At 64.0% G+C, this 26,268-nt stretch carries 23 protein-coding genes, 1 tRNA gene and 2 pseudogenes; 11 read left to right on the plus strand and 15 right to left on the minus strand.

All coding sequences use genetic code 11. The features are described from left to right. Nucleotides 1-44: 44 nt before the first annotated feature. The 5 genes from GWG67_RS01195 (at nt 45) to GWG67_RS01215 (ending at nt 3,280) form a co-directional block, all read left to right on the plus strand. Nucleotides 45-776 (plus strand): SDR family oxidoreductase, encoded by a 732-nt coding sequence (locus tag GWG67_RS01195; protein WP_275167339.1) that lies wholly within the window; start codon nt 45-47, stop codon nt 774-776. Between the two features lie 27 nt (nt 777-803). Next, on the plus strand, nt 804-1,550 hold the full coding sequence (locus GWG67_RS01200; RefSeq protein WP_275167340.1) for an SDR family NAD(P)-dependent oxidoreductase: 747 nt from the start codon (nt 804-806) through the stop codon (nt 1,548-1,550). 7 nt (nt 1,551-1,557) lie between these two features. Beyond that, on the plus strand, nt 1,558-1,950 hold the full coding sequence (locus GWG67_RS01205) for a GFA family protein (protein ID WP_275167341.1): 393 nt from the start codon (nt 1,558-1,560) through the stop codon (nt 1,948-1,950). A gap of 161 nt (nt 1,951-2,111) precedes the next feature. Then, entirely contained in the window at nt 2,112-2,792 is a 681-nt protein-coding gene (locus GWG67_RS01210) for a site-2 protease family protein (RefSeq protein WP_275167342.1), read from the plus strand. Between the two features lie 65 nt (nt 2,793-2,857). Next, nucleotides 2,858-3,280, plus strand: coding sequence for a hypothetical protein (locus GWG67_RS01215; protein ID WP_275167801.1), 423 nt, complete (start codon nt 2,858-2,860; stop codon nt 3,278-3,280). Here the strand turns inward: GWG67_RS01215 and GWG67_RS01220 are convergent. From GWG67_RS01220 to GWG67_RS01245, 6 genes are all read right to left on the minus strand, one after another. Continuing rightward, a complete protein-coding gene (locus GWG67_RS01220) occupies nt 3,268-4,083 on the minus strand; it encodes a TonB family protein (protein ID WP_275167343.1) in 816 nt (271 codons plus the stop codon). The two genes, GWG67_RS01215 and GWG67_RS01220, sit on opposite strands and share 13 nt — an antisense overlap. An 8-nt stretch (nt 4,084-4,091) precedes the next feature. Further along, a complete protein-coding gene (gene exbD, locus GWG67_RS01225; RefSeq protein ID WP_018459254.1) occupies nt 4,092-4,547 on the minus strand; it encodes a TonB system transport protein ExbD in 456 nt (151 codons plus the stop codon). A 3-nt stretch (nt 4,548-4,550) separates the two neighbouring features. Continuing rightward, complete coding sequence (gene exbB, locus GWG67_RS01230; RefSeq protein WP_275167344.1) at nt 4,551-5,465, minus strand: tonB-system energizer ExbB; 915 nt, start codon at nt 5,463-5,465, stop codon at nt 4,551-4,553. Beyond that, nucleotides 5,462-6,151 (minus strand): Fe2+-dependent dioxygenase, encoded by a 690-nt coding sequence (locus tag GWG67_RS01235; RefSeq protein ID WP_275167345.1) that lies wholly within the window; start codon nt 6,149-6,151, stop codon nt 5,462-5,464. The genes exbB and GWG67_RS01235 overlap by 4 nt, the downstream gene beginning before the upstream one ends. 2 nt (nt 6,152-6,153) lie before the next feature. Beyond that, nucleotides 6,154-8,544 carry a TonB-dependent siderophore receptor gene (locus GWG67_RS01240; protein ID WP_275167346.1) on the minus strand — a complete coding sequence of 797 codons (2,391 nt, stop codon included), beginning with the start codon at nt 8,542-8,544 and terminating at the stop codon, nt 6,154-6,156. 217 nt (nt 8,545-8,761) lie between these two features. After that, the gene (locus tag GWG67_RS01245; RefSeq protein ID WP_275167347.1) at nt 8,762-9,001 is read right to left on the minus strand and encodes a hypothetical protein; all 240 of its coding nucleotides are present in this window, start codon (nt 8,999-9,001) and stop codon (nt 8,762-8,764) included. A gap of 376 nt (nt 9,002-9,377) precedes the next feature. Between GWG67_RS01245 and GWG67_RS01250 the strand changes: the two genes are divergently transcribed. The 3 genes from GWG67_RS01250 (at nt 9,378) to GWG67_RS01260 (ending at nt 14,332) form a co-directional block, all read left to right on the plus strand. After that, nucleotides 9,378-10,550, plus strand: a complete 1,173-nt coding sequence (locus GWG67_RS01250) for an efflux RND transporter periplasmic adaptor subunit (RefSeq protein WP_275167348.1) — start codon at nt 9,378-9,380, stop codon at nt 10,548-10,550. Then, nucleotides 10,547-13,693, plus strand: a complete 3,147-nt coding sequence (locus GWG67_RS01255) for an efflux RND transporter permease subunit (protein ID WP_275167349.1) — start codon at nt 10,547-10,549, stop codon at nt 13,691-13,693. The genes GWG67_RS01250 and GWG67_RS01255 overlap by 4 nt, the downstream gene beginning before the upstream one ends. Before the next feature lie 66 nt (nt 13,694-13,759). Next, nucleotides 13,760-14,332, plus strand: coding sequence for an invasion associated locus B family protein (locus tag GWG67_RS01260; protein WP_275167350.1), 573 nt, complete (start codon nt 13,760-13,762; stop codon nt 14,330-14,332). A 12-nt stretch (nt 14,333-14,344) separates the two neighbouring features. Here the strand turns inward: GWG67_RS01260 and GWG67_RS01265 are convergent. Then, nucleotides 14,345-16,632 (minus strand): annotated as a pseudogene (locus GWG67_RS01265) (arylsulfatase). Between the two features lie 107 nt (nt 16,633-16,739). Here GWG67_RS01265 and GWG67_RS01275 point away from each other — a divergent pair. Next, a complete protein-coding gene (locus GWG67_RS01275; RefSeq protein WP_275167353.1) occupies nt 16,740-17,408 on the plus strand; it encodes a TetR/AcrR family transcriptional regulator in 669 nt (222 codons plus the stop codon). Here GWG67_RS01275 and GWG67_RS01280 read toward each other — a convergent pair. The 7 genes from GWG67_RS01280 to GWG67_RS01310 all read right to left on the minus strand — a co-directional run bounded on the left by GWG67_RS01280 (nt 17,403) and on the right by GWG67_RS01310 (nt 23,171). Continuing rightward, the gene (locus tag GWG67_RS01280; RefSeq protein WP_275167354.1) at nt 17,403-17,888 is read right to left on the minus strand and encodes a hypothetical protein; all 486 of its coding nucleotides are present in this window, start codon (nt 17,886-17,888) and stop codon (nt 17,403-17,405) included. The two genes, GWG67_RS01275 and GWG67_RS01280, sit on opposite strands and share 6 nt — an antisense overlap. 85 nt (nt 17,889-17,973) lie before the next feature. Continuing rightward, nucleotides 17,974-18,693 (minus strand): ABC transporter ATP-binding protein, encoded by a 720-nt coding sequence (locus GWG67_RS01285; RefSeq protein ID WP_275167355.1) that lies wholly within the window; start codon nt 18,691-18,693, stop codon nt 17,974-17,976. Beyond that, entirely contained in the window at nt 18,690-19,457 is a 768-nt protein-coding gene (locus tag GWG67_RS01290) for an ABC transporter ATP-binding protein (RefSeq protein ID WP_275167356.1), read from the minus strand. Before GWG67_RS01290 ends, GWG67_RS01285 begins: the two co-directional genes overlap by 4 nt. Beyond that, nucleotides 19,447-20,418 carry a branched-chain amino acid ABC transporter permease gene (locus GWG67_RS01295; protein WP_063992810.1) on the minus strand — a complete coding sequence of 324 codons (972 nt, stop codon included), beginning with the start codon at nt 20,416-20,418 and terminating at the stop codon, nt 19,447-19,449. The genes GWG67_RS01290 and GWG67_RS01295 overlap by 11 nt, the downstream gene beginning before the upstream one ends. A gap of 27 nt (nt 20,419-20,445) precedes the next feature. Continuing rightward, entirely contained in the window at nt 20,446-21,309 is an 864-nt protein-coding gene (locus tag GWG67_RS01300; RefSeq protein ID WP_275167357.1) for a branched-chain amino acid ABC transporter permease, read from the minus strand. A gap of 65 nt (nt 21,310-21,374) precedes the next feature. Continuing rightward, nucleotides 21,375-22,628: an ABC transporter substrate-binding protein gene (locus GWG67_RS01305; RefSeq protein ID WP_275167358.1), complete on the minus strand. Its 1,254-nt coding sequence runs from the start codon at nt 22,626-22,628 to the stop codon at nt 21,375-21,377. 180 nt (nt 22,629-22,808) lie between these two features. Continuing rightward, a complete protein-coding gene (locus GWG67_RS01310; protein ID WP_275167359.1) occupies nt 22,809-23,171 on the minus strand; it encodes a DUF1428 domain-containing protein in 363 nt (120 codons plus the stop codon). Nucleotides 23,172-23,469: 298 nt separating this feature from the next. On the opposite strand from GWG67_RS01310, the gene GWG67_RS01315 reads away from it, so the two are divergent. Then, nucleotides 23,470-23,543, plus strand: a tRNA-Gln gene (locus GWG67_RS01315). A 60-nt stretch (nt 23,544-23,603) separates the two neighbouring features. Here GWG67_RS01315 and rnz read toward each other — a convergent pair. Beyond that, nucleotides 23,604-24,506 (minus strand): ribonuclease Z, encoded by a 903-nt coding sequence (rnz, locus tag GWG67_RS01320; RefSeq protein ID WP_275167360.1) that lies wholly within the window; start codon nt 24,504-24,506, stop codon nt 23,604-23,606. Nucleotides 24,507-24,759: 253 nt separating this feature from the next. On the opposite strand from rnz, the pseudogene GWG67_RS01325 reads away from it, so the two are divergent. Then, a pseudogene (locus tag GWG67_RS01325) lies at nt 24,760-26,263 on the plus strand (amidase). Nucleotides 26,264-26,268: the final 5 nt, after the last annotated feature.

Raw genomic sequence — 26,268 nt, forward strand, 5'->3', positions numbered from 1 at the left:
TCGCAATGACGATCCGATAGAACTTTCAGGCAAGGGAGAAGAAAATGGCAGACCGCCTCAAGGGAAAGCGCGCCGTCATCACGGCTGCAGCGGCAGGCATCGGACGCGCATGCGCCATCGCATTCGCGCGTGAAGGCGCAACCGTCATCGCCACCGACATCAACGAGAGCGGCATCGCGAGCCTGACCAAGGAAGGCGTCGCCGAAACCGCGAAGCTCGACGTGCGCAGCACCGCCGACGTCAACGCCTTCGCCAAGCGCGTCGGCAAGGTTGACATCCTGCTCAATGCCGCCGGCTTCGTGCACCACGGCACCATCCTGGAGTGCTCGGAAGAGGATTTTGATTTCTCGTTCGACCTCAATGTCAAGTCGATGCACCGGACCATCAGGGCCTTCCTGCCGGACATGCTCGCGGGCGGCGGCGGCAGCATCGTCAACATCTCCTCCTGCGCGGCGCTGCGGCCGCCGGCCAACCGCTACGTCTACAGCTCGTCGAAGGCCGCGGTGTCGCTGCTGACGCGCGCGGTCGCGCTCGACTTCATCACCAAGGGTATCCGCTGCAACAGCATCTGCCCGGGCACCGTTGAGACGCCCTCGATGCTCGACCGCGCCGCCGCGCAAGGCCCGCAGGGCAAGGAGATGTTCGTCTCCCGCCAGAAGATGGGCCGGCTCGGCACCGCCGACGAGATCGCGTCCATGGCGGTTTATCTCGGCAGTGACGAGAGCGCCTTCACCACCGGCGTCGACCTCGTCGTCGACGGCGGCTACATGCTCTGACGCCAAGGCATCCAGAAGGCATCCAGCATGAACAAGATCGATCTCAACGACCGTGTCGCCATCGTCACCGGCGGGGCGCAGGGCTTCGGCCGCGCCATCGTTCAGCGCTTCGTCGCCTCCGGCGCCAAGGTCGCGATCTGGGATTTCGACGCCGCGCTGGCCGAGAAGACGGCGAAGGAAATCGGCGACAACGCCCGCGTCTTCAAAGTCGACGTAACCGATACCGCGGCCGTCGAGCAGGCTCGCGACGCGACGCTTGCCGCCTTCGGCAAGATCGACATCCTCGTCAACAATGCCGGCATTGCCGGGGTCAACAAGCCGGTCTGGGAGACCGATCTCGAGGAATGGCGGAAGGTTCTGCGCATCAACCTGGACGGCCCCTTCATCTGCTGCAAGGCGGTCGTGCCCGCGATGCTCAAGCAGAAATACGGGCGCATCGTCAACATCGCCTCGATCGCCGGCAAGGAAGGCAATCCGAACGCCTCGCACTACTCGGCGTCCAAGGCCGGCCTGATCGCGCTGACGAAGTCGCTCGGCAAGGAATTGGCGGCACATGACATCCTCGTCAATGCGGTGACGCCCGCGGCTGCAAAGACCGCGATCTTCGACCAAATGACGCAGCAGCATATCGACTTCATGCTGTCGAAGATTCCGAAAGGCCGCTTCGTGCTGGTGGAGGAGCTAGCCGCGATGGCGGCCTGGCTCGCATCCGAGGACTGCGCGTTTTCGACCGGCGCGGTGTTCGACATCTCTGGCGGGCGCGCAACTTACTGAGGACGTCATGATCAGAGAGGGCGGATGTCTGTGCGGCGCGGTGCGGTTCAAGGCGGAGGGCGAGCCGCTCAACGTCCGCATCTGCCATTGTCGCATCTGTCAGAAGGCGATGGGCTCGCCCTACTTCGCCCGCGCGCAGTTCGACCAGCGCGCGCTGACCGTCGAGGGCGACACTGCCCGCTATGGGTCGTCCGAGAACATCGACCGCGTGTTCTGCAAACGCTGCGGCACGCGCCTGTTCGCCTGGCGGCGCAACGGCACGCTGGCGGGCGTCGCGCTGGCGACCTTCGACGATCGCAACGCCTTTGCGCCGACCGAGCACATCTGGGTCAGCGAAAAAATGGGCTGGGTGACGATCGAGGACGGCATGATCCGATATGAGGGGACGATCCCGACGTAGCTCATCCGGCGGCAAGGCTCGGTACCAAGACCGCCGGTCTCGCCGATCAATTGCAGCGTGGCATTTCGGAACCGGTCACCCTATGTTGAGGTGAAGCGTTGCTGCACCACCGGTTGGCTGGGTCGGCTGCAAGACCGCAGGTAAACCGGGACGGACGAGCCGTGAACATTTCTTTGTATGACCTCTCGGTGTGGGTGCTGCCGCTGGTGCTCGCCATCACCTTCCACGAGGCTGCGCACGCCTTCGTGGCATATCGTCTCGGTGACGATACGGCCTCGCAGCTCGGCCGTGTCAGCTTCAATCCGCTCCGCCACATCGACCCGTTCGGCACGGTGATCCTGCCGGCGATGCTGCTGTTCGCGCATTCGCCGTTCCTGTTCGGCTACGCCAAGCCTGTGCCGGTGAATTTCCGCAAGCTCAACGACCCCAGGCTCGGCATGGTGTGGGTGGCGCTGGCCGGGCCTGCCACCAACATCCTGCTGGCGCTGGCCGCAGCTCTTGCCCTGCACGCCCTGCCTTGGGCTCCGGCCAACTCGGCGCAATGGATCTTCGACAATCTCAAGAACGCGCTGCTGATCAACGCGGTGCTGGCGGTGTTCAACATGATGCCGATCCCGCCGCTCGACGGCGGGCGCGTCGCGGTCGGGCTGCTGCCCCGGCCGCTCGCCCTGCCGCTTGCGCGGCTCGAGCCGTTCGGGATGCTGATCCTGATCGGCTTGCTGATCCTGCTACCGCTGGCAGGCTCCCAGTTCGGTCTAAATCTTGATGTTATTTCAGCAATACTGCGAACGTTGACCGGTTATGTGATTCAGGCTGTTCTCATTCTGACCGGCAATGCGTAGTTGAACAGCGACACACCCGAACACAAGCCGAAGGGCTCGAGGCCGACTTGGTCAAAGCTGCCGATATGCTGATCGCGCGACGCGCCGATACCCGCGCCCGCGCCGATTTCGCCACCTGGAAGATGATGGCCAAGCTCAACGGGTCGTCCGCGCTGCCGCCGGGGGCGCAGGAATTCCTCGCGAGCTACAAGAACCTGCAGGCGCAGATGAACGAGGGTGAGGCTACCGAGGCCACCATCGGCGCCATCTACAAGGCCTACTATGCCGAGATGGGCGGCGCGGGAACCCCGCCTGACGTCCGCCCCAGGGCGGCCGAACCGGCGGCGGACAATGTTACCGCTTTCCGCCGCCCCGAACCGAAGCCGAAGAAGGCCAATTTCTTCGGGGCAGCGACCGCGGGCGCGACCCAGAAACGGCCGCTCCCGGTGGCCCTGATCTTCGCCTGCCTGGTCGTGGTCTATGTCGGGATCAGGCTCTACTGGCGCTGAGCCGACTTCTTCTTTTTCTTTGCGTCCGGCGGCGTGAAGATGATGTCGACGGTGCGCTCGAACCGGTCGTCGGTCAGGCTGGCAGGCGGCTGCGGGATGGGATCGGACTTGCGCACAATCGAGATCGCCGCCGCATCATAAGCTGCATCCCCGGATGACTCGGCAACGTCGACTGAAAGCACGTTGCCCCGCCGATTGATCGCGAAGGAGACCTTGACCTTCTGATTGTTGGGCTCCTTGCCCTCCGGGTTGACCTTGTGGGCGGTAAGATGCGCGCTGATCTTGCGGTTCCAGTCCGCCGTCAGCTTCAGAATATCCTTGCCGATGCCCAGCACAGGCGCCAGCGCCTTCTCGGCCTCGCGCGCGTCCTCATCAAGCGTCTGCCGCGCCGTCGCAACGGACTTCGGCGAGGCCTCCGCAGCGGGCGTCTCGACCGCCGCGATCTTCGGATCCTCGTCCTGCGGCTTCTTCGAGATGTTCTCGGTGACGACCCGATCGGGATCGTCGACCTGTTGCGACTGATCCTTTGGAAGCTCGGTTTCCTTGGTCTCGGCTTTTTGCTCGGGAAGCGCCTGCTGCTCCTGCATCGCTTCGCTATCCGGTCCCGGCGGAAGGTCGGTGTCAGGCGCCTTCGGCGAGGCCATCTCGACAGCGAACTCCGCGCCGGCCGCGCCGAGGCCGTCATCGCCGTCATCGGCGCGCAGGTGCGCCAGCGCGAGCGCGGCACCACCCAGATGCAGCGCGAGCGCCGCCACCGCTGCCAAAATCCAAAGCGTCCGGGCTGGTTTGGACTCGTCCGACATCGCGGCCTCTAAGGCTGAGCGGCGCCTGCCGCAGGCGCCCCCGGAGCGCCTTCCAGCGCAACCAGTTTCACCCGCGAATAGCCGCCTGAGCGCAACAGCTCCATGACCCCCATCAACTCGCCATACGGCACCGAGCGATCGGCGCGCAGAAAGACATACTTGTCCTTGCTCATGTCGGAGAGGCCGTCGAGGGTGCCGATCAACTCGGCGCGGTGGACCGGGTTCTCTCCGATGGCAAGCGTCAAATCGGGCTTGATGCTGAGATAGGTCGGCTTGTCCGGCTTCTTCTGCGGCGTCGCGCTCGACGTCGGCAGATCGATCGGCAGGTCGACGGTCGAGAGCGGCGCTGCGACCATGAAGATGATCAGCAGCACCAGGATGACATCGATGAACGGCGTGACGTTGATTTCATGCGTTTCGCCGAAATCGTCGTCGTCATCATTGTCTGCGAGCGAAACGCCCATGGATCACTCCGCCGCGCGCGAATGCACGCTGCCGTGGCTGCGGTCGAGATCGCGCGAGAGCAACCGCCCCGCCGCGCCCGAGGCACGGCTGACGAGCTCGAGATAGCTCTTCGTCACGCGCGAGAAGTAGTTGTAGATGATGACGGCGGGAATGGCGGCGACCAGACCGATCGCGGTGGCGAGCAGCGCCTCGGCGATGCCGGGCGCGACGACGGCGAGGTTCGTGGTCTGCGACTTCGAGATGCCGATGAAGCTGTTCATGATGCCCCACACCGTGCCGAACAGGCCGACGAAGGGCGAGGTCGAGCCGATGGTCGCGAGCACGCCCATGCCGACGCGGATGCGCCGCGCCTCCGCGCGCATGATCTCGGAGAAGCTCGAAGCCGCGCGCTCCTTGATGCCGGTGTCGCTGGAGAGGCCGGCCGACATCCGCGCCTCCCGCAGCGCCGCCGCCAGGAAGGACGGCAGGATGCCCTCCTTGGCGCCGAGCGCCATCTGCGCTTCGGCGAGCGAGCGGGCCTCCGCGATCTTCTTCAGCGCCGAACGAAGCTTGGTTGCGGCGATCGACAATTCGATCGACTTGGCGATCAGCACCGTCCACGTCATCAGCGATGCGAAGGCGAGCCCGATCATCACCGCTTTCACGATGATATCCGCCGACTGGAACATCACCCAGGGCGACAATTCCTTCATGGCGGGCGCGATGCCGGCATCGGACTTTGCCGCCGCGGGCGCGGCAGCTTGGGGCGCCGCAGGCGGAGCGACAACCGGGGCCGGACTGACCGCGGACGGCTGAGCCGTCGACTGGGCCGGAGCCGCGGGCGCGGCTTGTGTCTGGGCAGAAACAGGGGACGCAAGCCAGGCGGCCGCCAGCACCAGAGCTGCGGCAAGGCTTGCTTGGAAGGATATGATCTTCATACTTCGGCCCAGTAGCGAATGAGGTTGTGATAGATACCCGTCAATTTGACCGTTTCGGGATCGTCACGCCCGAGCCGTTCCACCAGCGCCTGTATCGCGGTGTCGAGGTCAAAGATCATGCTCCGGGCTTGATCGTCCCGTATCATGCTCTGAAGCCAGAAGAAAGACGCAACCCGCGTTCCCCTGGTCACCGGGGTCACCAGATGGAGGCTGGTCGAGGGATAGAGCACGCAGTCCCCGGCTTGCAACTTGACTTCGTGCGAACCGTAGCTGTCCTCGATCACAAGTTCGCCACCGTCGTACTCCTCCGGCTCGGCCAGGAACAGCGTCACCGACAGGTCTGTGCGGATGCGAAGGCCGGTCAGGCGGTCGCCGCGGATGGCATTGTCGACGTGCAGGCCAAAATGGTGGCCGCTGCTGGCTGCATAGCGGTTGAACAGCGGCGGGAAGATCTGGAGCGGGATCGCCGCCGCGATGAAGCGCGGGTTCGACGTCAGCGCCGAAATGATGCGGTTGCCGAGCTTGCGCGCGACCTCGCTGTCCGGCGGCAATTGCTCGTTGCGCTTGACCATCGCCGACTGCGCGCCGGCGGTGGAGCGCCCGTCTTCCCATTCGCTGGCGTCCATGATGCGGCGGAAATCCGCCACATCATCCTTGCTCAGAACGCCAGGCAGGCCCGTCAACATGATCAGAACTTCGCCGTCGTCACGAGATAGAACGCCCGCCCCGGCGCGACCGCCACGAAGGGTACGGCACTGCGATAGAACGAGTCGTAATAGAGCTTGTTCGTAAGGTTCTGAGCGTAGAACTTCATGGTCCAGTTCTGGTCGATCTTCTTCTCGATGAACGCGTCGAAACGCCAATAGCTCGGCAACTCGTTGGTGTTGGCCGCGAACGTGCCGCCATAGACCTTCGAGCGGTACACCGCCTGCCCGCCGAGTTCCCAGCCGCCATCGAACTTGTACTTGGTCAGCATGCTGAACGACTGGTGGGCAATGTTGGCAAGCTGCAGACCCAAATTCGACGCAACGCCGCTCTGCGTGACCTTCGACTGCATCAGCACCAGGCCGCCAAAAATGCTCCAGCGGTCGGTGAGCTTGCCCTCGGCCTCGATGTCGATGCCCTGGATCCTGTAGGCGGCCCCCGAAGTCAGCACGCTGTTGACGGTCTCGCGCGCATTGTCCTTGGTCGTCTGAAACAGCGCACCAGTCACCAGCAGGTGACGGTCGGCGAGCTCCCATTTGGTGCCGAGTTCGATCGCCTTGTTACGCTCGGGTCCGAGCAAAACGGCCGTGTTGGGCGGAACACCACCGTAATCGGTCGCGGTCGCATCAAGCTCCGACCCGAACGGATTGGCCGAGGTGGCATAGGCCGCATAGACGCTGCCGATCGACATCGGCTTGTAAACCAGGCCGACGTTGTAATTCACAAGGTCGGCGTTCTGCTTCAGATAGGCCGCGTTGGTCGACGAGCTCTGGCTATAGCCGTCGTAGCGCACGCCGCCGTTGACGATGATCGTGTCCTGCCAGTTGGCGGTATCCATGGCATACACGCTGGTGGTGTTGACGCCATATCGCGTCGGATTCCCGACGATCCCGGGAATGCTGAAGGGGATGTTGGTGAATTGCGGAGAATAGAGATTGACCCCCGTCACCGCGCCGTTGCTCGTGAAGGCGGAACCGGACAGCTCCGACGCGAGGCCCGCATAGCGGTCGATCGAGATGTTCTCGTTCGCATACTCGACGCCGAACACCGTGGTGTGCTTGACCCCGCCGGTGTCGAGCTTGAACGTGGCCTCGTTCTGGTTGGCCCACACGTCCACGCTTTGCAAGCGGCTCTGCGCGCTTGCCGTCGTGGTCCAGAGCAGCGGATTCGGGCTGGTCGTGTTCGGGTTCTGCGGCAGCGTGCCGATGTAGTTCAGCACCGAGTGCTCGCCGCGCACCTTGCTGGTCAGCGTAATGGCGTCGTTGACCTTGTACTCGATCGTGCCGGTGCCGAAATCCTGCCGCGCCGTCTGGAAGTCGCGGTTGAGGAAGCCGTACCAGCTTCCGCGCGGAATGCCCGCCGACGTCACCGGCACGTTGCCCTGCCTGTAAAAGGGCACGCCGAAATCCGGGTAGCCGCTGAGGTCGGTGTGGACGTAGTTCGTCGTGATCTTGATGTCGTTGGTCGGGGTGTACTTGGTCGAGATGAACGAACCCCAGCGATCGTCGGTGATGTAGTTGCGGCCGGCGACGTTGGCGTCCTGGAACAGGCCGCCAACGCGCACCGAGAAGGTGGGATCGATGACCTGGTTGACGTCGAGCGTGACCCGCTTGGTCCGGTCGGTGCCGAACTCGGTATCCATCCGCTTGAAATTGACGTCGCCCGCCTGCTTGGTGACGATGTTGATGGCGCCGCCAGCGGTGCCGCGGCCGGCGTAGGACGAGGCCGGGCCGCGCAGAATCTCGATCTGCTCGGTGAAGAAATTCTCGCGGATCGAGACCGCGGGATCGCGGATACCGTCGATGAAGACGTCGTTGCGCGCGTCGAAGCCGCGGATGAAGAAGCGGTCGCCGAAGGCGTTGCCGCCCTCGCCCGATCCCAGCGTCACACCCGCGGTGGAGCGTCCGATCTCCTTCAGCGTCGTGGCGTTCTTGTCCTCGAGCACTTCCTTGCTGAGCACGGTGATGCTCTTCGGCGTGTTCAGCATCTTTTCGGGAAACTTGCCGGAGGCCTGGACGTGGTCGACCTTGTAGGGCGCTGCCGGATCGGAATACGGATTACGGTCGGCTTCGCCGGCCGGAACGGTAGGAGCCGTCTGCTGCGCGGGCTGCTGCCGCTGCGCGGCGCGGCGAAGCGCATTGCGCGCGCGGACCTGGTCCGCCGTCGGCTTCGAAGCCACCGGGCGCGGACGCGCGACCGGAGCATCGACCGTCACCGGCGGCAGATTCGACTGCTGCGCTTCCGCGCCGCTCGACACCGATGCTGCCGCGATCAGGCCCGCGACAGCGGAGACCTTCTTGCCGGAAACGCTCGTGAACTTTTCATCGAATGCTGCGACCGAACGCAACGACTTCGGTGCGACCACCTGCCCCATTACCAAACACGCCCCATATTCCTGTTCGCCCATTCACTTCGATGAACGATTGGTGTGTTGGTATCGGCGGCAAAATAGCGGGTCAATGCGAGCAAGCCGCGAGAACGCTTGAATAAGTCCAGATCAAAACGATTCTAAACTACAGTTTGAAATCGTTCTAAAACAAGATTGGAGTCGTTCTAAAGAGAGCGCGAGTTCGGCGGTCGCGCGCGCATCGTCAATCGCTGCTTGGCGGCTTCATCAGCGAGAACAATTCATCGACGGTCTTCTGCGCCACCGCGCGCACGCGATCGCTGTTGTCCATGCCGGCGATGTTGACACCGTTGACGACGGCTCTGATCTCGTCGCGGAAGTCCGTGAGAAAGCGCAAGGGATCGCGCTGCTCGTTGGCGACGCGTGCGATCAATCCCGTGATCAGGATCTGACACGCGATCAGCTTGCCGTTCAGTTCGTCCATGCTGCGCTCCCGTTGTGGCGCGCCGATATGACCGATGCCAGTTTTCCTGACAACCGAAACGGCCTCCTCACGATTTAGAACCGTTCTTGCGAGCCGTCGCCTTGCGGCCCATGCGCGGCGCCGCTCGGTGCGGAGCACACCGCTTTCGAGCATTGCACAAAGTTTGCACGCTGATCGTTCCTGACGGGACAATCCAGCACTGCACACCGTAGTGACACGGAGCTGCCTAAGCGGTGCAAAGCTTTCCAATTGTTTAGGATTCTCAACGGATAGTGCTGTTTACACTGGAACTTGGCGTGTATTATACAAGCGCCCTGGAACCCTATGATTGCCTCATAATTCGTAGTTTAGGGCACAAGAGCCGACACGAGACGAAATGAAAAAGTCCCGGCCGATCCTCTGGATTCTGATCATCGCGGCCGTGGCCTCCGCGGGTTACTATGGTTGGCAGAAATTCGGCGCGCCCGAGGCCGGAAAAATCCAGACCGCACAGAAGGGGCCGCAGCGCCCGCCCGCCGTCCCCGTGAGCGTTTCGCCGGTCCAGAAGGTGGACTTTCCGGTTTACCTGACCGGTCTCGGCACGGTTGCGGGCTTCAACACCGTCCAAGTCCGGACCAGGGTGGATGGCCAGATCGACAAGATCGCCTTCACCGAAGGCCAGATCGTCAAGGAGGGCGAGCTCCTCGCCTCGATCGATCCCCGCCCCTATCGGGCCACGCTCGACCAGGCCAAGGCCAAGAAGGCGCAGGACGAGGCAAATCTGGCCAACGCCAATCTCGAGCTCCAGCGCGCCATGAAGCTCGGCGAATTCGCCACCGCCCAGCGGGTCGACACCCAGCGCTCGACGGTCGCCCAGCTCACCGCGCAGATCGCCGCCGACGATGCCGCGATCTCCAACGCGCAGACCCAGCTCGATTACACCCAGGTCAAGGCGCCGATCACCGGCGTCGCGGGCCTGCGCCAGGTCGACATCGGCAACATCGTCAATTCCTCGACGCAGACCGGCATCGTTACAATCTCGCAGGTCGAGCCGATCTCGGTGATCTTTACCGCGCCGGAAGATCAGCTGCCCTATATCAGCGAGGGCCAGAAGGCCGGCGCGCTCAAGGTGATCGCTTTCACCACCGACGGCAAGAAGACGCTGGCCGAGGGCAAGCTCGCGGTCATCAACAACCAGGTCGACACCAGCAGCGGCACGATCCGACTCAAGGCGGTGTTCGACAACAAGGACCACGCGCTGTGGCCTGGGCAGTCGGTGTCGACACGCCTGCTGGTGCGCACCCTGAAGGATGCGACCGTTGTCCCGGATGACGCGGTCCAGCATTCCACCAACGGCCTCTACGCCTATACGGTCAATCAGGACAACAAGGCCGAACTGCACAAGATCAAGGTCAGCTACGCCATCGACGGACGTTCGGTCGTCGACGAAGGGCTGACGCCCGGGCAGCAGGTGATCACCGGCGGCCAATTCAAGGTTCAGCCGGGAAGCCTCGTCTCGACGGCCGTGGCGAGTACGGATCCGGCCCAGAACAAGGTTCGACAGGAATGAACGCGGGCGGGATTTCGGCACCTTTCATCCGTTATCCCATCGGCACATCGCTGCTGATGGCCGGCATTCTCTTCGTCGGTCTGGTCGCCTATCCCCTGCTGCCGGTCGCGCCATTGCCGCAGGTGGACTTCCCGACCATCCAGATCACCGCCAATCTGCCGGGCGGCAGCCCCGAGACCATGGCCTCGTCGGTGGCCCAGCCGCTCGAACGGCAATTCGCCCAGATCCCGGGCATCGCCCAGATGACCTCGACGAGCTATCTGGGCACCGCGTCGATCACCATCCAGTTCGACCTCAACCGCAGCATCGACGGCGCCGCCAACGACGTGCAGGGCGCCATCAACGCCGCGAGCGGTCAGCTACCGAAGAACCTGCCCTCGCCACCGACCTATCGCAAGGTCAACCCGGCCGACGCTCCGATCCTGCTGTTGTCGGCGACCTCCGACACGTTGCCGCTGACCAGTGTCAGCGACGCGGTCGACGCCCAGCTCGCCCAGCAGATCAGCCAGCTCTCCGGCGTCGCGCAGGTCTTCATCGGCGGCCAGCAGAAACCGTCCATTCGCATCCAGATCGACCCGGCGAAACTCGTCGCCAAGGGCCTCTCGATGGAGGACGTACGCAGCCAGATCGCGATCACCACGGTCGACAGCCCGAAGGGCAACATCGACGGTCCGAAGCGCGCCTACACGATCTACGCCAACGACCAGCTCACGCAGGCCAAGGACTGGAACGACGTCATCATCGCTTATCGCAATGGAGGTCCCTTGCGAATCCGCGATGTCGGCCAGGCGGTCAGCGGCGCCGAGGACGCCAAGCAGGCGGCCTGGGCCAACGGCAAGCGCGGCGTGTTCCTGGTGATATTCAAGCAGCCGGGCGCCAACGTCATCGAGACCGTCGACCGGATCAAGGCCACCCTGCCTCGCCTCGTCGCAGCGATCCCGCCCGCGATCAAGATCGAGCTCATCAGCGACCGCACCACGACGATCCGCGCCGCGGTCGAGGACGTCCAGTTCACGCTGCTGCTGACCATTGCGCTGGTGGTCATGGTCATCTTCATTTTCCTGCGCAGTTTCTGGGCGACCGTCATACCCACCATCACGGTGCCGCTGGCGCTGCTGGGCGCGTGCGCCTTGATGTGGGTCGTCGGCTATTCGCTCGACAATCTGTCGCTGATGGCTCTCACCATCGCGGTCGGATTCGTCGTCGACGACGCCATCGTGATGCTCGAGAACATCACCCGTTACATCGAGGAAGGCGAATCGCCGATGGCGGCCGCCTTCAAGGGCTCCAAGGAAATCGGCTTCACCATCGTCTCGATCAGCATCTCGCTGGTCGCGGTGCTGATTCCGCTGCTGCTGATGGGCGGCATCATCGGACGCCTGTTCCGCGAATTCGCCGTCGTGCTGGCGATGACCATCTTCGTCTCGATGTTCGTGTCGCTGACCCTGACGCCGATGATGGCCTCGCGCTTCCTGCGCGCGCATGGGGAGGTGACCCACGGCAAGTTCTATCAATGGAGCGAGCGCGGTTTTGATGCGATGCTGCGCGGCTACGAATGGGTGCTCGACCATGCCCTGGCCTGGCGTCGCACGACCCTCACGATCTTCTTCGCGACCCTTGCCCTGTCGATCTATCTGTTCGTCCTGATCCCGAAGGGGTTCTTCCCGCAGCAGGACGTCGGGCTGATCACCGCGACCTCCGAAGCCTCCCAGGACATCTCGTTCGCGGAGATGCAGCGCCGCCAGGTCGAGCTCGGCAAGATCGTGATGGACGATCCCGACGTCGCAACAATCGCGATGAACATCGGCGGGAGCGGCCGCGCCGGCAACAACGGCAACATGTTCATCACGCTGAAGCCGCGCAGCGTCCGCAATGCCTCCGCGCAGCAGATCATCGCGCGGCTGCGTCCCAAGCTCGAGAAGGTGTCCGGCGCCCGCCTCTATATGCAGGCGGCGCAGGACGTCCGGCTCGGCGGCAGGCCAACGCGCACGCAGTTCGAGTTCACCCTGCAGGACGCCGATCTCGCCGAGCTCAACGACTGGGCGCCGAAGATCCTCGCCAGGATGCAGACGTTGCCGCAACTGCGCGACGTCGCGACCGACCAGCAGACCCAGGGCACCACGGTTCAGCTCAAAATCAATCGCGATACCGCAGCGCGTTACGGAATCCAGCCGCAGCTGATCGACGACACGTTGTACGACGCCTTCGGCCAGCGCCAGGTCACGCAGTATTTCACCCAGCTCAACACCTACAAGGTGATCCTCGAGATCCTGCCGGAGATGCAGGGCAGCCTCGAGAGTCTGAACAAGCTCTACCTGAAATCTCCGCTGACCGGTGACCAGGTGCCGCTGTCGACCTTCGCGACCTGGAGCACCGATCCGGTCCGCCCGCTCTCGATCAGCCACCAGGGCCAGTTCCCGGCGATCACGATCAGCTTCAACCTCGCCCAGGGCGTCGCGCTCGGCCAGGCCACCGAGGCCGTGCAAAAGGCGATGGCCGATCTCGGCGCGCCGCCGACGCTCAATTCGAGTTTCCAGGGCACGGCACAGGCGTTCCAGCAGTCGCTCGGCACTGTGCCGCTCCTCATTCTCGCCGCGCTGGTCGTGGTCTATCTGATCCTCGGCATCCTCTACGAGAGCTACATCCATCCGATCACGATTCTGTCGACCCTGCCCTCGGCCGGCGTCGGCGCACTCGCGATCCTGATGGCGGCCGGCTTCGAGTTCAGCCTGATTGCTTTGATCGGAGTCATTCTGCTGATCGGCATCGTGAAGAAGAACGGCATCATGATGGTGGACTTCGCCATCGCCGCGGAGCGCGATGAGCACAAGACGCCGGCGGAATCGATCCGGCAGGCAGCGCTATTGCGCTTCCGTCCGATCATGATGACGACGATGGCTGCCCTGCTCGGCGGCGTGCCGCTGATGCTCGGCCACGGCACGGGCGCCGAAATTCGCCAGCCGCTCGGCTACGCCATGGTCGGCGGTCTGATCGTCAGCCAGGCGCTGACGCTTTTCACCACTCCGGTCGTCTATCTCTATCTCGACGAGCTCAACAACTGGTTCTCGGGCTGGGGCCGTAAGGGTGACGGCGAAGGTGACGAGACGGTCGAGCACGGCACCGTTAAGGAAGCTGCCGAGTAGCAGCTTGCACCGCGCGCCTCACGACGTTACAGCGAGGCCCTCGGTTCACGTAAACGCGGTTTTGCCATGCTCATGCAATCCAGACTTGTCGCCCTTGTCGCCGCCATCCTGTTGTCGGCGGGTGTCGCGCATGCCCAGCAAGGCGCCAAGAAGAACGCGGCTCCCTCTGCCCCGGCGGCACAGCCCGCACCGGCTCCGACGCAGCCGCAGGCTGACGGCGCTCCGGCGCAGCCGCCCGGCTGGGTCGTGCGCTGCACCAGCGTCAGCCGCGACGCACCGCTCGAATGCGCGATGGAGCAGAACGCGGTGCTGACCAAGACCGGGCAGACCATCGTCCTGATCAACATCCGCATCGCGCCCGACACCCGCACACCAGTGGCGCTGTTGCAATTGCCGCTCGGCCTCAACCTTCCCATCGGCGCCAAGCTACAGGTCGACGAGGGCAAGACGGTCGATCTCCAGATCCAGACCTGCGAGAACCGCGGCTGCTACGCTTCGACGCCGATCGCACCGGACCTGCTTGCGACCTTGCGGTCGGGCAAGCAGCTCAAGGTCTCCTTCCAGAACATGGCGAAGGAAACGATCGCGATCCCGATGCCGCTCGGCGATTTCGCGGTGGCCTACGACAAGATCAAGTAAGTCGCCTCGCTCCTATTGCCGCGCCATCTGCGCGTTGCCGACGGCATCGCCGTCGAGCTTCTGGTCGTTGTGCATGGTGACGCTGACGTGCGAGAGCCGTCCGGTGAATTGGAACGGCGCCTCGTAATGCGAGACCGGACTGCCGCGGTCGCGGCCGATGTCGAGGCCCGACCACGAGATCAGCGTGTGGAATCCGAGCTGGGTCTGCAGCGACCCCGCCTTCTCACCATCAATCAGTAGCGTGTAGTCGGTGATGCCAGTGCGCGAGCCCTTCGCCGGCGGCTCCTTGCGCACGAGACGCTCGACATGCACGCCCAGCCGCCGCGCGCCCGACGGCACCTTGCGGTCCGAGCGGATGATCTGGTGACTGCCTCCGATGTTGAGGTCATGCACGAGGTGGCCATCCTTGACGTAAAGGCTGTAGCCGGACGTCGCGTCGCCGTGTGAGATCAGCACGCCATCGGCGCTCGCCTCGTCGATCTCAACATGCGCCTCGATCGTATAGCTGCGACTGCGCACGTCGGGTGCGACATCGGTCGGCACATGGCCCATGCCAGCATGGAAGACGAAATGGTGGCGAGCACCGTGGAAGCGCGCAGCATTCTCGGCAAAGCGTGGCCCGAAGCGATCATCGAGCGGCAACACCTTGTGCTTCTCGGCTTCCTCCCACCGTGTCGCGATCATCCGGCCAAGCCGCTCCGGCTCTTTCGCCGCGAGATCGTCGGTCTCGGAGAAATCCTCATCGAGATGGAACAGCTCCCATTTGTCGCTCTCGAAGGGCGTGCCCGATGGATGGAAAGCGACCGCCTTCCACCCTGCCTGCCAGAGGCCGCGATGGCCGAACATCTCGAAATATTGCGGCGAGCTCTTTGAAGGAGCAGACGCGTCCGTGATCGAACGCGCGAAGCTCTCGCCTTCCAGCGGCATCTGCCGGCAGCCTGCGATCTCGGCGGGCGCCTCGATGCCGATCAGCTCCAGCAGCGTCGGCGTGAGGTCGCAGGCGTGCACGAACTGGTGCCGCAGCTCGCCCGTGCCCGCGATCTTCTTCGGCCAATTGATGACGAAGGGATCGCGGATGCCGCCGCCATGGGTGTTCTGCTTGTAGCGGCGCAGCGGCGTGTTCGAAGCCATCGCCCAGCCATGCGGAAAATTGCTGTGGGTGTCCGGCCCGCCGATGTCGTCGATGCGGCTCAGCTTCTCCGCGATCGGCTCCGGCTCGAAATTGAATGGGCCCATCGCGTTGACGAAGCCGAGCGGCCCGCCCTCCTGGCTCGCGCCATTGTCGGACATCACGATGATCATGGTGTTGTCGCGGATGTCGGCCTTATCCAGAAATGAGACGAGGCGTGCGAGATGACGATCGGAATGGTCCAGCATTCCGGCAAAAGCCGCCTGCAGGCGCGTGAAGACGCGACGCTCGTCGGCCGAATGATCTTCCCAGGCCTTCACGCCGTCATTGCGCGCCGGCATCCGCGTTCGCTCCGGCACCAGTCCCATCGCCTTCTGACGCGAGAGCCGCTGCTCGCGTTCGACGTCCCAGCCGTGCGCGAACGAGGCGTCGTAGCTCCTGATGATATCCATCGGTGCCTGGTGCGGCGCGTGGCAGGCCCCCAGCGCGACCCAGGTCAGCCACGGGACGTCAGGACGATCGGCGACGTGATCTCCGATGAAGCGGATCGACTGGTCGATCAGATCCTCGGTCAGATGATAGCCGTCGGCATAGGTGCCCGGAGGATCGATATGCGTGTTGTCGGAGACGAGCTCCGGCGCGTACTGGTCGGTCTCGGCGTCGAGAAAGCCGTAGAAGCGATCGAAGCCGCGGCCGAGCGGCCAGCCGTCGAACGGGCCGGTGGCGCCGCTCTCGGTGAGCGGCGTCACATGCCATTTGCCGACCATGTAGTTGCGATAGCCGTGGTGCGCAGCATCTCGGCGAGCGTCCCCGCCTCGCGCGCGATCTTGCCGCGGTAGCCTGGATACCCGGAATCGAAATTGGCAAGGCACCCGACGCCGACCGAGTGATGGTTGCGCCCCGTCAGCAGCGCAGCCCGCGTCGTCGAGCACATCGCTGTGGTATGGAAGCCGGAATAGCGCAAGCCTTCGGCGGCGAGCCGGTCGATTGTCGGCGTCCGGATCGCCGAGCCGTAGCAGCCGAAATCGGAGAAGCCGACGTCGTCGAATAGCACCACCAGGATGTTCGGCGCGCCCTCGGGCGGCCTTGGCGAATCCGGCCACCAGGGTTTTGAGTCCGCAACCGTCTTGCCGACTGTGCCGCGAAACGGCGTGTCGCTGCGTGCACTCATCTGATCCTCCCTGTTCGGCCGGCCTGGGTGCCCGCCGACGGCCACGGTTGACCCGCAGCTCGTCCCCACCTAAATGTAATAAGAGTTATGATTATCATTTAGCCGCGATGCAAGCACGGAAGCAGCCACGTTCCGAAGACCCCGGGGTTCGCGATTTCGACCTGCCCGGCGTCGCCCCGTCGCGCCAGAAGCGCAGCCGGGAGACGACGCTGGCGCTGCTGCGCGCGGGCGCCGAGATGCTGCGGACGCGCAGCCTCGCCGAGCTCTCGATCGAAGCACTCTGCACCGAGGTCGGCGCCACCGTTGGCGCCTTCTACAGCCGCTTCGAGAGCAAGGAGGCCTATTTCAACGCCTTGATGGCGCTGGCCGCGCGCGACGGCGAGCACCGACTGGGCGAGATCAGGCAGCCGTCGCCCGAGACAGGCCTCAGCGAGCTCTGCCAAATCGTTGTCAAAGGCATCATCGCCTGGATGCGCAACCACGAGGGCGTGCTGCGCGCCGCGCTCCAGCATGACGACACCCGCCCGGACAAATGGACAGCGTTCAAGGCGCTGGCGAAAGCCACCACGATGGACGCCACCCCTCTCCTGCTGCCGGCCATGGGCAAGGGACGCAAGGCGGCCAAGACCCGCACCATCGCGTTCGGTTTCCAGGTCGTGCTGGGAACGCTGGTGAATGCGATCCTCAACGATCCCGGGCCGCTGTCGCTTTCGTCGAAAGAGATGGAGACGCGGCTGGCCGGCTGCCTGTTGCTGCTGCTTCAGGCGGAGCTATGACAATCCTTCGTCGCGAAGGATCTGTTTCGCCTTCTCGTCCCGGATCGCCTCGGCCTTTCTTACCCAGTAGATAGCCCGCTCGCTGTCTTTCGGGGCGCCGTTAAGGCCGTGAAAATAGTTGGCGATCATTTCTTGAATGGCCAGCAAATGGCCGGACTCGGCCACCCGCTCCTTCAGATTGAAGGACCTGAAGTACCGCTCCTGGGCCGTCCCTGCCCCTAGCCCCCGTCGCAAGGCCCCGGCGAGATAGAGCCAAGACTCGCAATCGTCGTCGGCGATCGATGCCTCGGCTCGCGCCATCAACGCCAGGCTGGCAGGCTGATCGCCCTTATCATCCAGATATTCAGCCATCTCGATCATGGCCATGACAGAGCCTTTCGCGATGAACGCCTCCAGATAGGCGGCGCCTTCGCCGTCCCCGCCTTCTTTCAAAAGTTGTCGGGCGACCCCAACATCGAATCCAAGCCCGTCTGAGAACACGATCCAATCTCCCGGCAGTCTCGCAAACAGCGAAAGCATAACATCATGCGCTGACATCGCCGCGGTTACCGCGAGCGGACGTCGATCAGTCCACGCCGAGATAAGCCTTCTGGACCTGCGGGTCCTCCGCGAGCGCCGCCGCCGTGCCTGACAACACGCTCTTGCCGACCTGGAGCACCGTGGCGAAATCCGAGACCTCGAGTGCGAGCTCGATCGACTGTTCGGCGAGCAGGATGGTCAGGCCCCCGCGATGCAGGCGGCCAAAGGTCTCGTACATGGATTCGACCACCGCCGGCGCGAGACCGAGCGAGGGTTCATCCAGCATCAACAGCTTCGGATCGCTCATCAGCGCGCGACCGACCGCGAGCATCTGCCGCTCGCCGCCGGACATGGTGCCGGCGCGCTGGTTGCGGCGCTCCTTCAGACGCGGAAAGATCTCGTAGACCCGTTCGAGCAGCGTGGCCTGGCGCGACTTGTCGTGCAGCGGCGTTGCGCCGAGTAGCAAATTGTTCTCGACGCTCTGCTGCACGAACAGCCGCCAGCCTTCCGGCGACAGCGCCAGCCCCTTGCGCACGATCGCAAACGCCCTCTCGCCGGCAATGTCCTCGCCGCGAAAGTGGATCGATCCGGAATGCACGGGAATGAGGCCGGCGATCGCGTTCAGCGTCGTGGTCTTGCCGCCGCCATTGGAGCCGAGCAGCGCGACGACGCTGCCTTCGGGAACCTCCAGCGAGACGTCGGACACGCCGATGAGATCGCCGTAGCGCACCTCGAGGTGCTCGATCCGCAGCAACGGCCCGCTCATAGGTCCGGCCCGCCCATCAGTTCGACCGGCGTGTGGCCGGCGGCCGCCTTGGCTGCGCGCTTGCCGAGATAGGCCTCGATCACCGCCGGGTTGGAGGTGACCTCGCGCGGCGAGCCGCGGGCGATCTCCTTGCCTTGGTGGAACACCATCACGCGGCTGGCGAGCGACATGATCACTTCCATGATGTGCTCGACGATCACGAGCGTGATGCCGGAACGATGAATGTCGCGCACGAGGTCGATGGCGAGCCTCACCTCATGGGCGTTGAGGCCGGCCATGGCTTCGTCGAGCAGAAGCACCTTCGGCTCGGTCGCCAGCGCCCGCGCGATCTCCAGCCGCTTGCGACCGGGCGTGCCGAGGGAACGCGCCGGCGCATCCGCAAGCCTGATCATGCCGACGCGCTCGAGCACCGCGCGCGCCCTGGTCTCGGCGTCCTTGCGATGCGAGGTGCGCAGGAACGCGCCGATCATGACGTTCTCCAGCACCGTCATGCCCTCAAAAGTCTGCGGCACCTGGAAGGTGCGGGCAAGCCCAAGCCCGGCGCGCAGCTCCGGCGTGAAGTCGGTGATGTCGCGGCCCTCGAACAGGACGCGGCCTGAAGTGGTCTTGAGATCGCCAGTCAGGCAATTGAAGAACGTAGACTTGCCCGCGCCGTTCGGGCCGATCAGGCCGAGGATGTCGCCCTGCTCCAAAGTCACGGAGGCGTCGTCCACCGCCTTGAAGCTGCCGAACGCCTTCGTAATTTCGCGTGCCTCAAGGAGCATGGCCAGCTCCGGTGTCCTTGGTCGGCTTACTGCGCCGCGTGAACAGGCTGAGCAAGCCACCCGGTTGGAAACGCGCGATCACGACGATGATCGCGCCATAGAGCACGAAGGTGAGCCCGGCGCCCTTGCCGCCGAGCCAGCTGTTGGAAATCTCTTCCAGCGGCACCAGGATCGCGGCACCGACGAGTGGCCCGAACAGCAGCCCTGCCCCGCCCAGCGCCGCCATGATCAGGATCTTCACCGAAATCAGGATGCCGAATCCGGACTCGGGATCGACGAAGCCGAACATCATGGCATAGAGCGCGCCGGCGACGCTCGTCAGCGCTGCGCTCAGCATGTAGGCGTAGAGCTTGGTGCGGCTGGCGGGGGCGCCGAGCGAGCGCGCCGCGCGCTCGGAATCCTTGATCGCACGCAGGTAAAATCCCATGCGGCTGTTGGTCATCCACCAGGTGATCAACAGCGTGATCGCGAGGATTGCAAGGAAGAGATAATAATACGGCAGCGACGACAGAAACGAGAGATCGAAGATGTTGCGCGGCACGGTCGGCCCGGAGAGCCCGACCGCGGCACCGAGCCAATCGGTGTTGGTCACGATCAGCCGCATCGTCTCGGCGACCGCGATGGTCGCCATGCTGAAATAATGACCGGACAGCCGCAGCGTCGGCACGCCGATGATCGCGGCCAGGCCCACGGCGAGCACGATCCCGCCGGGGATGCCGAACAGGGGCGACAGGCCGAACTTTGCGTAGGATCCCATCGCGGCATAAGCACCGCAGCCGAAGAACACGACGTGGCCGACCGAGACCTGGCCGGCATAGCCGCCGACGATATTCCACGCGGACGCCGCAATCGCATAAAGCAGCACCAGCGCGCCCAGGCGCTGCTGGAACGGCGAGGACAGCAGCAGCGGATAGGCGATCGCAATCGCTGCGACGACCGAGAGCCAGATCAAGCGCCGCATCACATCTTTCTCATCAGGTCTTGCTCATCACATCTTCCCCATCAAGCCCTGTGGCCGGAACCAGAGGAAGAGCAGGAACAGGACATAGACGACGATGTCCTTGTAGATCGCTCCGATCAGATAGCCCGACAGCGACTCGATCACGCCGATCAGCAGGCCTGCGACAAGGGCGCCCGGCACACTGCCAAAACCGCCGAGCGACACCGTGACGAAGGCGACGATGCCGAGCGTCTCGCCGACGGTCGGAACGATGTAGAAGAAGTTCGCGATCAGCGCGCCGGCGAGCCCGGTGGCGCCGGCCGCAATCGCCCAGGCGATCGCCTGCATGGTATCGGGACGGATGCCCATCAGTTGCGCCGCTGTTTGATCCTCCGCCACCGCCAGCATCTTCGAGCCGAGCGAGGTCCGCGTCAGCAGCAGATGCAGCCCGAGCGTGACGAGCAGCGCGACCACGCCGGCAAGCAGCCGCGAGGCCTCGATACGCAGGCCCGCGAACGCATAGGTGCCGCCCACGATGTTCGGAGGCATCGATAGGAAGTTGGCGCCGAACCACCAGAACACGGAATAGCGCAGCAATAGCGCAAGCCCGAACGTGCCGAGGATTTGCGCCAGCATCGGTCCCTTCATGATGTCGCGGATCAGGGCGAAATAGACGACGACGCCGACGGTCGCGAGCACCAGCGTCGCCAGCGGCGCGCCGAGGATCGGCCCTCCCCCCATCAGCGTGTACACGACGTAGGCCACGTACATGCCGAGCATGACAAAATCGCCATGCGCGAAATTGACGATGTTCATCATGCCCCACACCAACGTGAGGCCAGAGGAAAACAGGGCATAGACAGCGCCAAGCAGAAGCCCGCCGACGATCACCTGCACCAGTACAAAGGACATGAGCCAGCGTTGCTCTGATCAAATCATTTCGGGAATGGCGGGGCGCGCAGCCCCGCCTTCAAATCTCACCAGCCCTTGTAGGGCAGCACCGGCGCCTTCGCAGCATTGGCCTTCGGCCACACCGCGGTGTAGTTCTCGCCGTCCTGAAGCTGGATGATGAGCCCGGAGGCGAGAATATTCTGGCCCTTGTCGTCGAACTTCACGCCCTTGTAGCCCATCATCAATTGCTCGGGCTTCAGATCGGTCGCCTTCAACGCGGCCTGGATCTTCGCCGGGTCGGTCGAGCCGGCGCGGTCGATTGCGTCGGCCAGCACGAAGAAGCCCTGCATCTGGCGGCCGACGGTGTCGTCCATCTCCTCGCCGCTCTTCTTCTTGTACATGTCGGCGATGATGGCCGATGGTGAGCCGGCCGGCCCCACCGACCATGACGAACGGTTGAAGACGCCTTGCGATATCTTGCCGACCGCCTTGATGAAGGAGGGATCGGAATAGCCGGCGTCGTCGGCCAAAAGCACCGCCGGCTTGTAGTCAAGCGACTGCATAGTCTTGGCGAACAGGATCGCATCCGACGTGTAGCTGATCATGATGATCACGTCGGGCTTTTTGTCCTTGAGCTGGAGCACCTGGCCCTGCACATCGGTCGCGTTGACGGGATAGGCAACGTCAACTGCGATGGCCTGGCCCTTCTCCTTGAAGGCGGCGCTGATCGTGTTGGCGACCGAGGTGCCGTATTCGGTGTTGTCGTGAACCAGCGCGATTGCATCGGTCTTGGCGCCTTGCGCCTTGATGTCGGCGAGGAAATCGACATACGCCTTGGCGAAGTCGGTGGCGATCGGCGTGGTGCGGAAGAACCATTTGAAGCCGCGCTCGGTGAGATTGGCGGCGACCGACTCGGAGTTAAGAAAGGGAATGCCGTATTTCTCGGCGATTGCGCTCGAGGTCAGCGTGACGCCGGACTGATAGGAGCCGAACACGGCGGCCACCTTTTCTTCCGTGATCAGGCGCAACGCCTGGTTCTGGCCTGTCGCCGGGTTGCCCTGGTTGTCGGCGAACACGATCTCGATCTTGGCACCGCCGAGGCCCGCAAGGCCTGCGTTCTTGGCCAGCGGCAGAGTGCCGAGCTCGGGATGAGGGTTGTTGATGATGTCCATGGCGACTTCGAGCGCCGCCTTGGCGTGCGCGCCGATCGAGGCGGTGCCGCCTGACATCGGCAGGATCGCGCCGATCTTGACGACCTTGTCCTGGGCCTGCGCGGCTGAAGCGAGCGCAAGGGACATCGCAGCCGCGCAAAGCAGCCCGGTGACGTGCTTCAATCTCATGAAATCAGACCTCCCAAGGGGTTTCCCCAACCAGGATTTTTTGGAAGCTCGGCTAAGCGCCCGCTTCCGTTTGTTTATGCCTGGCGATGAGAGGATGGCATGCTGGCCCTGTACCGGCAAGTGAAACGGCTTGCCACGATGCTGCATGGACAAGCACCGGTGTGGGCTGGGTCAGCGCCCTCACCCCACGGGATCGCTCGCGCTCAGCAGCGTCGTGAAGCCGCCATAGATCATGCGCTTTCCGTCGAACGGCATGCCGTCCAACTTCAGCCGCGGGTCCGACATCACCTTCTTGTTGACGGCATCACGGGTCTCCCGGTCGCGATAGACGATCCAGGAGAACACCACGATCTCGTCCTCCTTCGCCATCACCGCGCGCGGAAACGAGGTGAGCTCGCCATAGGGCACGTCGTCGCCGATGCATTCGACATAGTCGAGCGCGCCGTGCTCCATCCAGATCGCGCAGGCCGATTGCGCCAGCGCCTTGTAGGCCTCGATTTTGTCCTTCGGCACGGCCAGCACGAAACCATCGACATAGGGCATCACGGATCTCCTTGGGCTGTGTATCCGAAGGACGATGCGGCGCCTGACGATCCGACCAGGAAACGTGATTTTCGGATGAGGCAAACGGTCGCGCGCCGCCGTGGCGCGCCGCCGGAGCCTGCGATCCCACGGCCCGCACGTCCCAAGTGGACCGCAAAACACCCCTGCGTCGCAGCGCTTGCCAGCCCACAGCCGAGCGGGTAGAAACCCTCCACGCCTGAGCCGTGATTTGCGCGACAGCGCCATCGGCCACAGCCGGACAAATCAACAAGTCATTGAATTTGTTCGGCTATTCCGTTGGGGAATGGTGTAACGGTAGCACAACAGACTCTGACTCTGTTTGTCTAGGTTCGAATCCTAGTTCCCCAGCCACTCCGGGTAACCAGCTCACAATCAGACCGTCAGAGGTTGCGCTCTCTTGGAGCGGTACCGCTAAATCACGATGCGATCGAAGTCGGCGGCAATTCGCGTGTTCGGAAAAATCATCGTCGCTTCGGCCAAAATCTCTTCGTCCCGATAGCGCCCCGACATGTGATTGAGCACGAGTTGTCCGACGTTGTTCGCGGCGGCAAATGAAGCCGCCTCGCGCGCGGTGAGATGGCCATAGTCCCGTGCGGTCGCGGCGTCACGATCGAGGAAGGTCGCCTCGATCACCAGTAGATCGGCGTCGGCCACACGTTTGCACAGCCCGTCGGTGGTTTCGGTGTCGCCGATCACCACGAGCTTCCTGCCGCCGCTCGGCGGCCCCAGCACGTCTTCCGGATCGATCGTGCGGCCGGCGATCACGACTGGTCGCCCCGCAGCCAATTCTCCGCGCAGCGGCCCATCGGGAACGCCGAGTTCGGCGAGGCGCTCCCGCTCAAGATGGCGACGTGCGGGACTCTGGAAGCAAAAACCAAAGCTGTCGGTGTCGCGGTGGCGGACCGGAAAGCAATCGACGGTGAAGTCGCCGGCGTCGATAACCAGTCCTTCGATCAGCGGCGCGAACTCCACAGGGATCGGCGCCCTGCCCGCGCCCCACAGGCCGGCAAGCATGCGGATGACGACGTCGAGCGTACCCTTCCCTCCATGGAGGGTCATCACGTCCGATTGCTGGCGCAACCCCAGCGTCGAGAAGAGACCGGGGATGCCGAGCACATGATCGAGATGGGCATGCGTCAGCAGAATGCGGTCAAGCCGCCGAAAGCCCGCACCGCTGCGCAGCAACTGGCGCTGCGTGCCCTCGCCGCAATCGATGAGGACGCGCTTGCCCGCTGCCTCCACCAGGAGAGCCGGATGGTTGCGCTCCGCCGACGGAACGCTGGCCGAAGTCCCAAGGAATGTCAGGGCGAACATGCTCGTCAGTGTCCAAGCTTCACCGCCCCCAATGCCACGTGAGCAGCAGCGCGTACAGAGCCCATCGATCCCGCATAGAGTGCGGCAAGAAATGCGTATCCCGCGATCTGGCGGCCAGCCGCCGCCTTCGGCCCCCGATCGGCGGACAGATCTGGTTCCCGTTGCGCGACCTCCTCATCCCATCTGCCAAATTGCATGCTCGATACTCGGATCGATTTGCAGCCGAGCGACATCGACGCGGCGCTGCAAGACAATGGAGATCGTGATGCAGTCCGGATTGACCGCCGCTGACTGGGACTACGGCTCGATCAGCACCCTGCTGAGCGCCCTGCACGCGCGCAAGGTTTCTGCGTCGGAGTTGATCGAGCATACGATCGCGCGCATCGAGGCGCTGGACGGACGGATCAATGCCGTCATCGTTCGCGATTTCGATCGCGCAAGAGACGCCGCGCGCGCCGCCGATGCCGCGCTTGGCCGCGGCGAGCGGCAGCCATTGCTCGGCATCCCCGTGACGTTGAAAGAACCGTTCAACGCCGCCGGCCTGCCGACGACATGGGGCTTTCCGCATTTCAGGGATTTCCAACCGGCGGAGGACGCCCTTGTCGTCTCGCGGTTGAAGGCGGCGGGCGCTGTCATCATCGGCAAGACCAACATCCCGATCGGTCTGCGGGATTTTCAGAGCTACAATGAGATCTACGGAACGACAAACAATCCGTGGGATCTCGGCCGATCGCCCGGCGGCTCCTCAGGCGGATCGGGCGCGGCGCTGGCCGCGGGGTTCGGTCCGCTCTCGATCGGTTCGGATATCGGCGGCTCGATCCGGGTGCCCGCGCATTTCTGCGGTGTGTTTGGACAACAAGCCGAGCCTCGGCCTGGTGCCGCTGCGCGGATACAGCCTGCCGCCGGCGCCGCCCGTGCCTGGCCAGGGCGATCTGGCCGTCGTCGGGCCGATGACGCGCACCGCCCCGGATCTTGCGCTCGCCCTCGACGTAATCGCCGGCCCCGACGAGACACGCGACGGGATTGGCTATCGTCTCGCGCTGCCGTTCCCGCGACACGACCAGCTCAGGGATTTCAGAATCCTCGTGATCGATACGCATCCGTTGATGCCGACAGGCGATGCCGTGCGTTCCGCCATCGGGCGATTGGCGGAACGGCTCGAACGATCAGGTGCGCGGGTCGCACGCTCGAGTGCGGCGCTGCCCGATCTCGCAGAATCCGCGCGGCTCTACATGAAGCTGCTGAACGCGGCGCGAAGTCCACGCCTGACACCGGCCGCCCTCGCAGAGGCGCAAGGAGTTGCCGCGGCACTCTCGCCCGACGACCGCAGCCTGCAGGCAGAGCGGGCGCGCGGCTGGGCGATGGTCCATCGTGAATGGCTGGCGACCGATGCGGCGCGCCTGCAGCTGCAGCAACGATGGCAGGAGCTATTCCGCGATTTCGACGCAGTGATCTACCCGGCCGCCGCCGTGCCGGCCTTTCCACAGGACCAGTCCGAGCCGTTCGACGCGCGGCAACTGGATATCGATGGACAGCTCTATCCCTACGCTGATGCATGCTTCATCTGGGCAGACCCCGCTTCGACCTGCGGACTGCCTGCGACCGCCGTTCCGATCGAGCGCACGCCATCGGGCCTGCCAATTGGCGTCCAGATCATCGGGCCTTATCTCGAGGACCGCACCACGATTGCGCTCGCCGGACTGATGGAACGCGAGTTCGGCGGCTTCGTCCCGCCGCCGTCGCTGGCTGCCAAGTAATGGCG

Origin of the sequence: Bradyrhizobium sp. CSS354, from assembly GCF_029051725.1 — a bacterium.
Taxonomy (GTDB): domain Bacteria; phylum Pseudomonadota; class Alphaproteobacteria; order Rhizobiales; family Xanthobacteraceae; genus Bradyrhizobium.

What these genes read in the sequence shown, in the direction of transcription:
- GWG67_RS01275 (WP_275167353.1), top strand. Translation starts at nt 16,740, where the DNA reads ATGCAAGCACGGAAGCAGCCACGTTCCGAAGACCCCGGGGTTCGCGAT.
- GWG67_RS01260 (WP_275167350.1), top strand. Translation starts at nt 13,760, where the DNA reads ATGCTCATGCAATCCAGACTTGTCGCCCTTGTCGCCGCCATCCTGTTG.
- GWG67_RS01205 (WP_275167341.1), top strand. Translation starts at nt 1,558, where the DNA reads ATGATCAGAGAGGGCGGATGTCTGTGCGGCGCGGTGCGGTTCAAGGCG.
- GWG67_RS01295 (WP_063992810.1), bottom strand. Translation starts at nt 20,418, where the DNA reads ATGCGGCGCTTGATCTGGCTCTCGGTCGTCGCAGCGATTGCGATCGCC.
- exbB (WP_275167344.1), bottom strand. Translation starts at nt 5,465, where the DNA reads ATGAAGATCATATCCTTCCAAGCAAGCCTTGCCGCAGCTCTGGTGCTG.
- GWG67_RS01240 (WP_275167346.1), bottom strand. Translation starts at nt 8,544, where the DNA reads ATGGGGCAGGTGGTCGCACCGAAGTCGTTGCGTTCGGTCGCAGCATTC.
- GWG67_RS01255 (WP_275167349.1), top strand. Translation starts at nt 10,547, where the DNA reads ATGAACGCGGGCGGGATTTCGGCACCTTTCATCCGTTATCCCATCGGC.
- GWG67_RS01200 (WP_275167340.1), top strand. Translation starts at nt 804, where the DNA reads ATGAACAAGATCGATCTCAACGACCGTGTCGCCATCGTCACCGGCGGG.
- GWG67_RS01195 (WP_275167339.1), top strand. Translation starts at nt 45, where the DNA reads ATGGCAGACCGCCTCAAGGGAAAGCGCGCCGTCATCACGGCTGCAGCG.
- GWG67_RS01250 (WP_275167348.1), top strand. Translation starts at nt 9,378, where the DNA reads ATGAAAAAGTCCCGGCCGATCCTCTGGATTCTGATCATCGCGGCCGTG.
- GWG67_RS01290 (WP_275167356.1), bottom strand. Translation starts at nt 19,457, where the DNA reads ATGCTCCTTGAGGCACGCGAAATTACGAAGGCGTTCGGCAGCTTCAAG.
- rnz (WP_275167360.1), bottom strand. Translation starts at nt 24,506, where the DNA reads ATGTTCGCCCTGACATTCCTTGGGACTTCGGCCAGCGTTCCGTCGGCG.
- GWG67_RS01285 (WP_275167355.1), bottom strand. Translation starts at nt 18,693, where the DNA reads ATGAGCGGGCCGTTGCTGCGGATCGAGCACCTCGAGGTGCGCTACGGC.
- GWG67_RS01310 (WP_275167359.1), bottom strand. Translation starts at nt 23,171, where the DNA reads ATGCCCTATGTCGATGGTTTCGTGCTGGCCGTGCCGAAGGACAAAATC.
- GWG67_RS01305 (WP_275167358.1), bottom strand. Translation starts at nt 22,628, where the DNA reads ATGAGATTGAAGCACGTCACCGGGCTGCTTTGCGCGGCTGCGATGTCC.
- GWG67_RS01300 (WP_275167357.1), bottom strand. Translation starts at nt 21,309, where the DNA reads ATGTCCTTTGTACTGGTGCAGGTGATCGTCGGCGGGCTTCTGCTTGGC.
- GWG67_RS01235 (WP_275167345.1), bottom strand. Translation starts at nt 6,151, where the DNA reads ATGTTGACGGGCCTGCCTGGCGTTCTGAGCAAGGATGATGTGGCGGAT.
- GWG67_RS01220 (WP_275167343.1), bottom strand. Translation starts at nt 4,083, where the DNA reads ATGTCGGACGAGTCCAAACCAGCCCGGACGCTTTGGATTTTGGCAGCG.
- exbD (WP_018459254.1), bottom strand. Translation starts at nt 4,547, where the DNA reads ATGGGCGTTTCGCTCGCAGACAATGATGACGACGACGATTTCGGCGAA.
- GWG67_RS01245 (WP_275167347.1), bottom strand. Translation starts at nt 9,001, where the DNA reads ATGGACGAACTGAACGGCAAGCTGATCGCGTGTCAGATCCTGATCACG.
- GWG67_RS01215 (WP_275167801.1), top strand. Translation starts at nt 2,858, where the DNA reads ATGCTGATCGCGCGACGCGCCGATACCCGCGCCCGCGCCGATTTCGCC.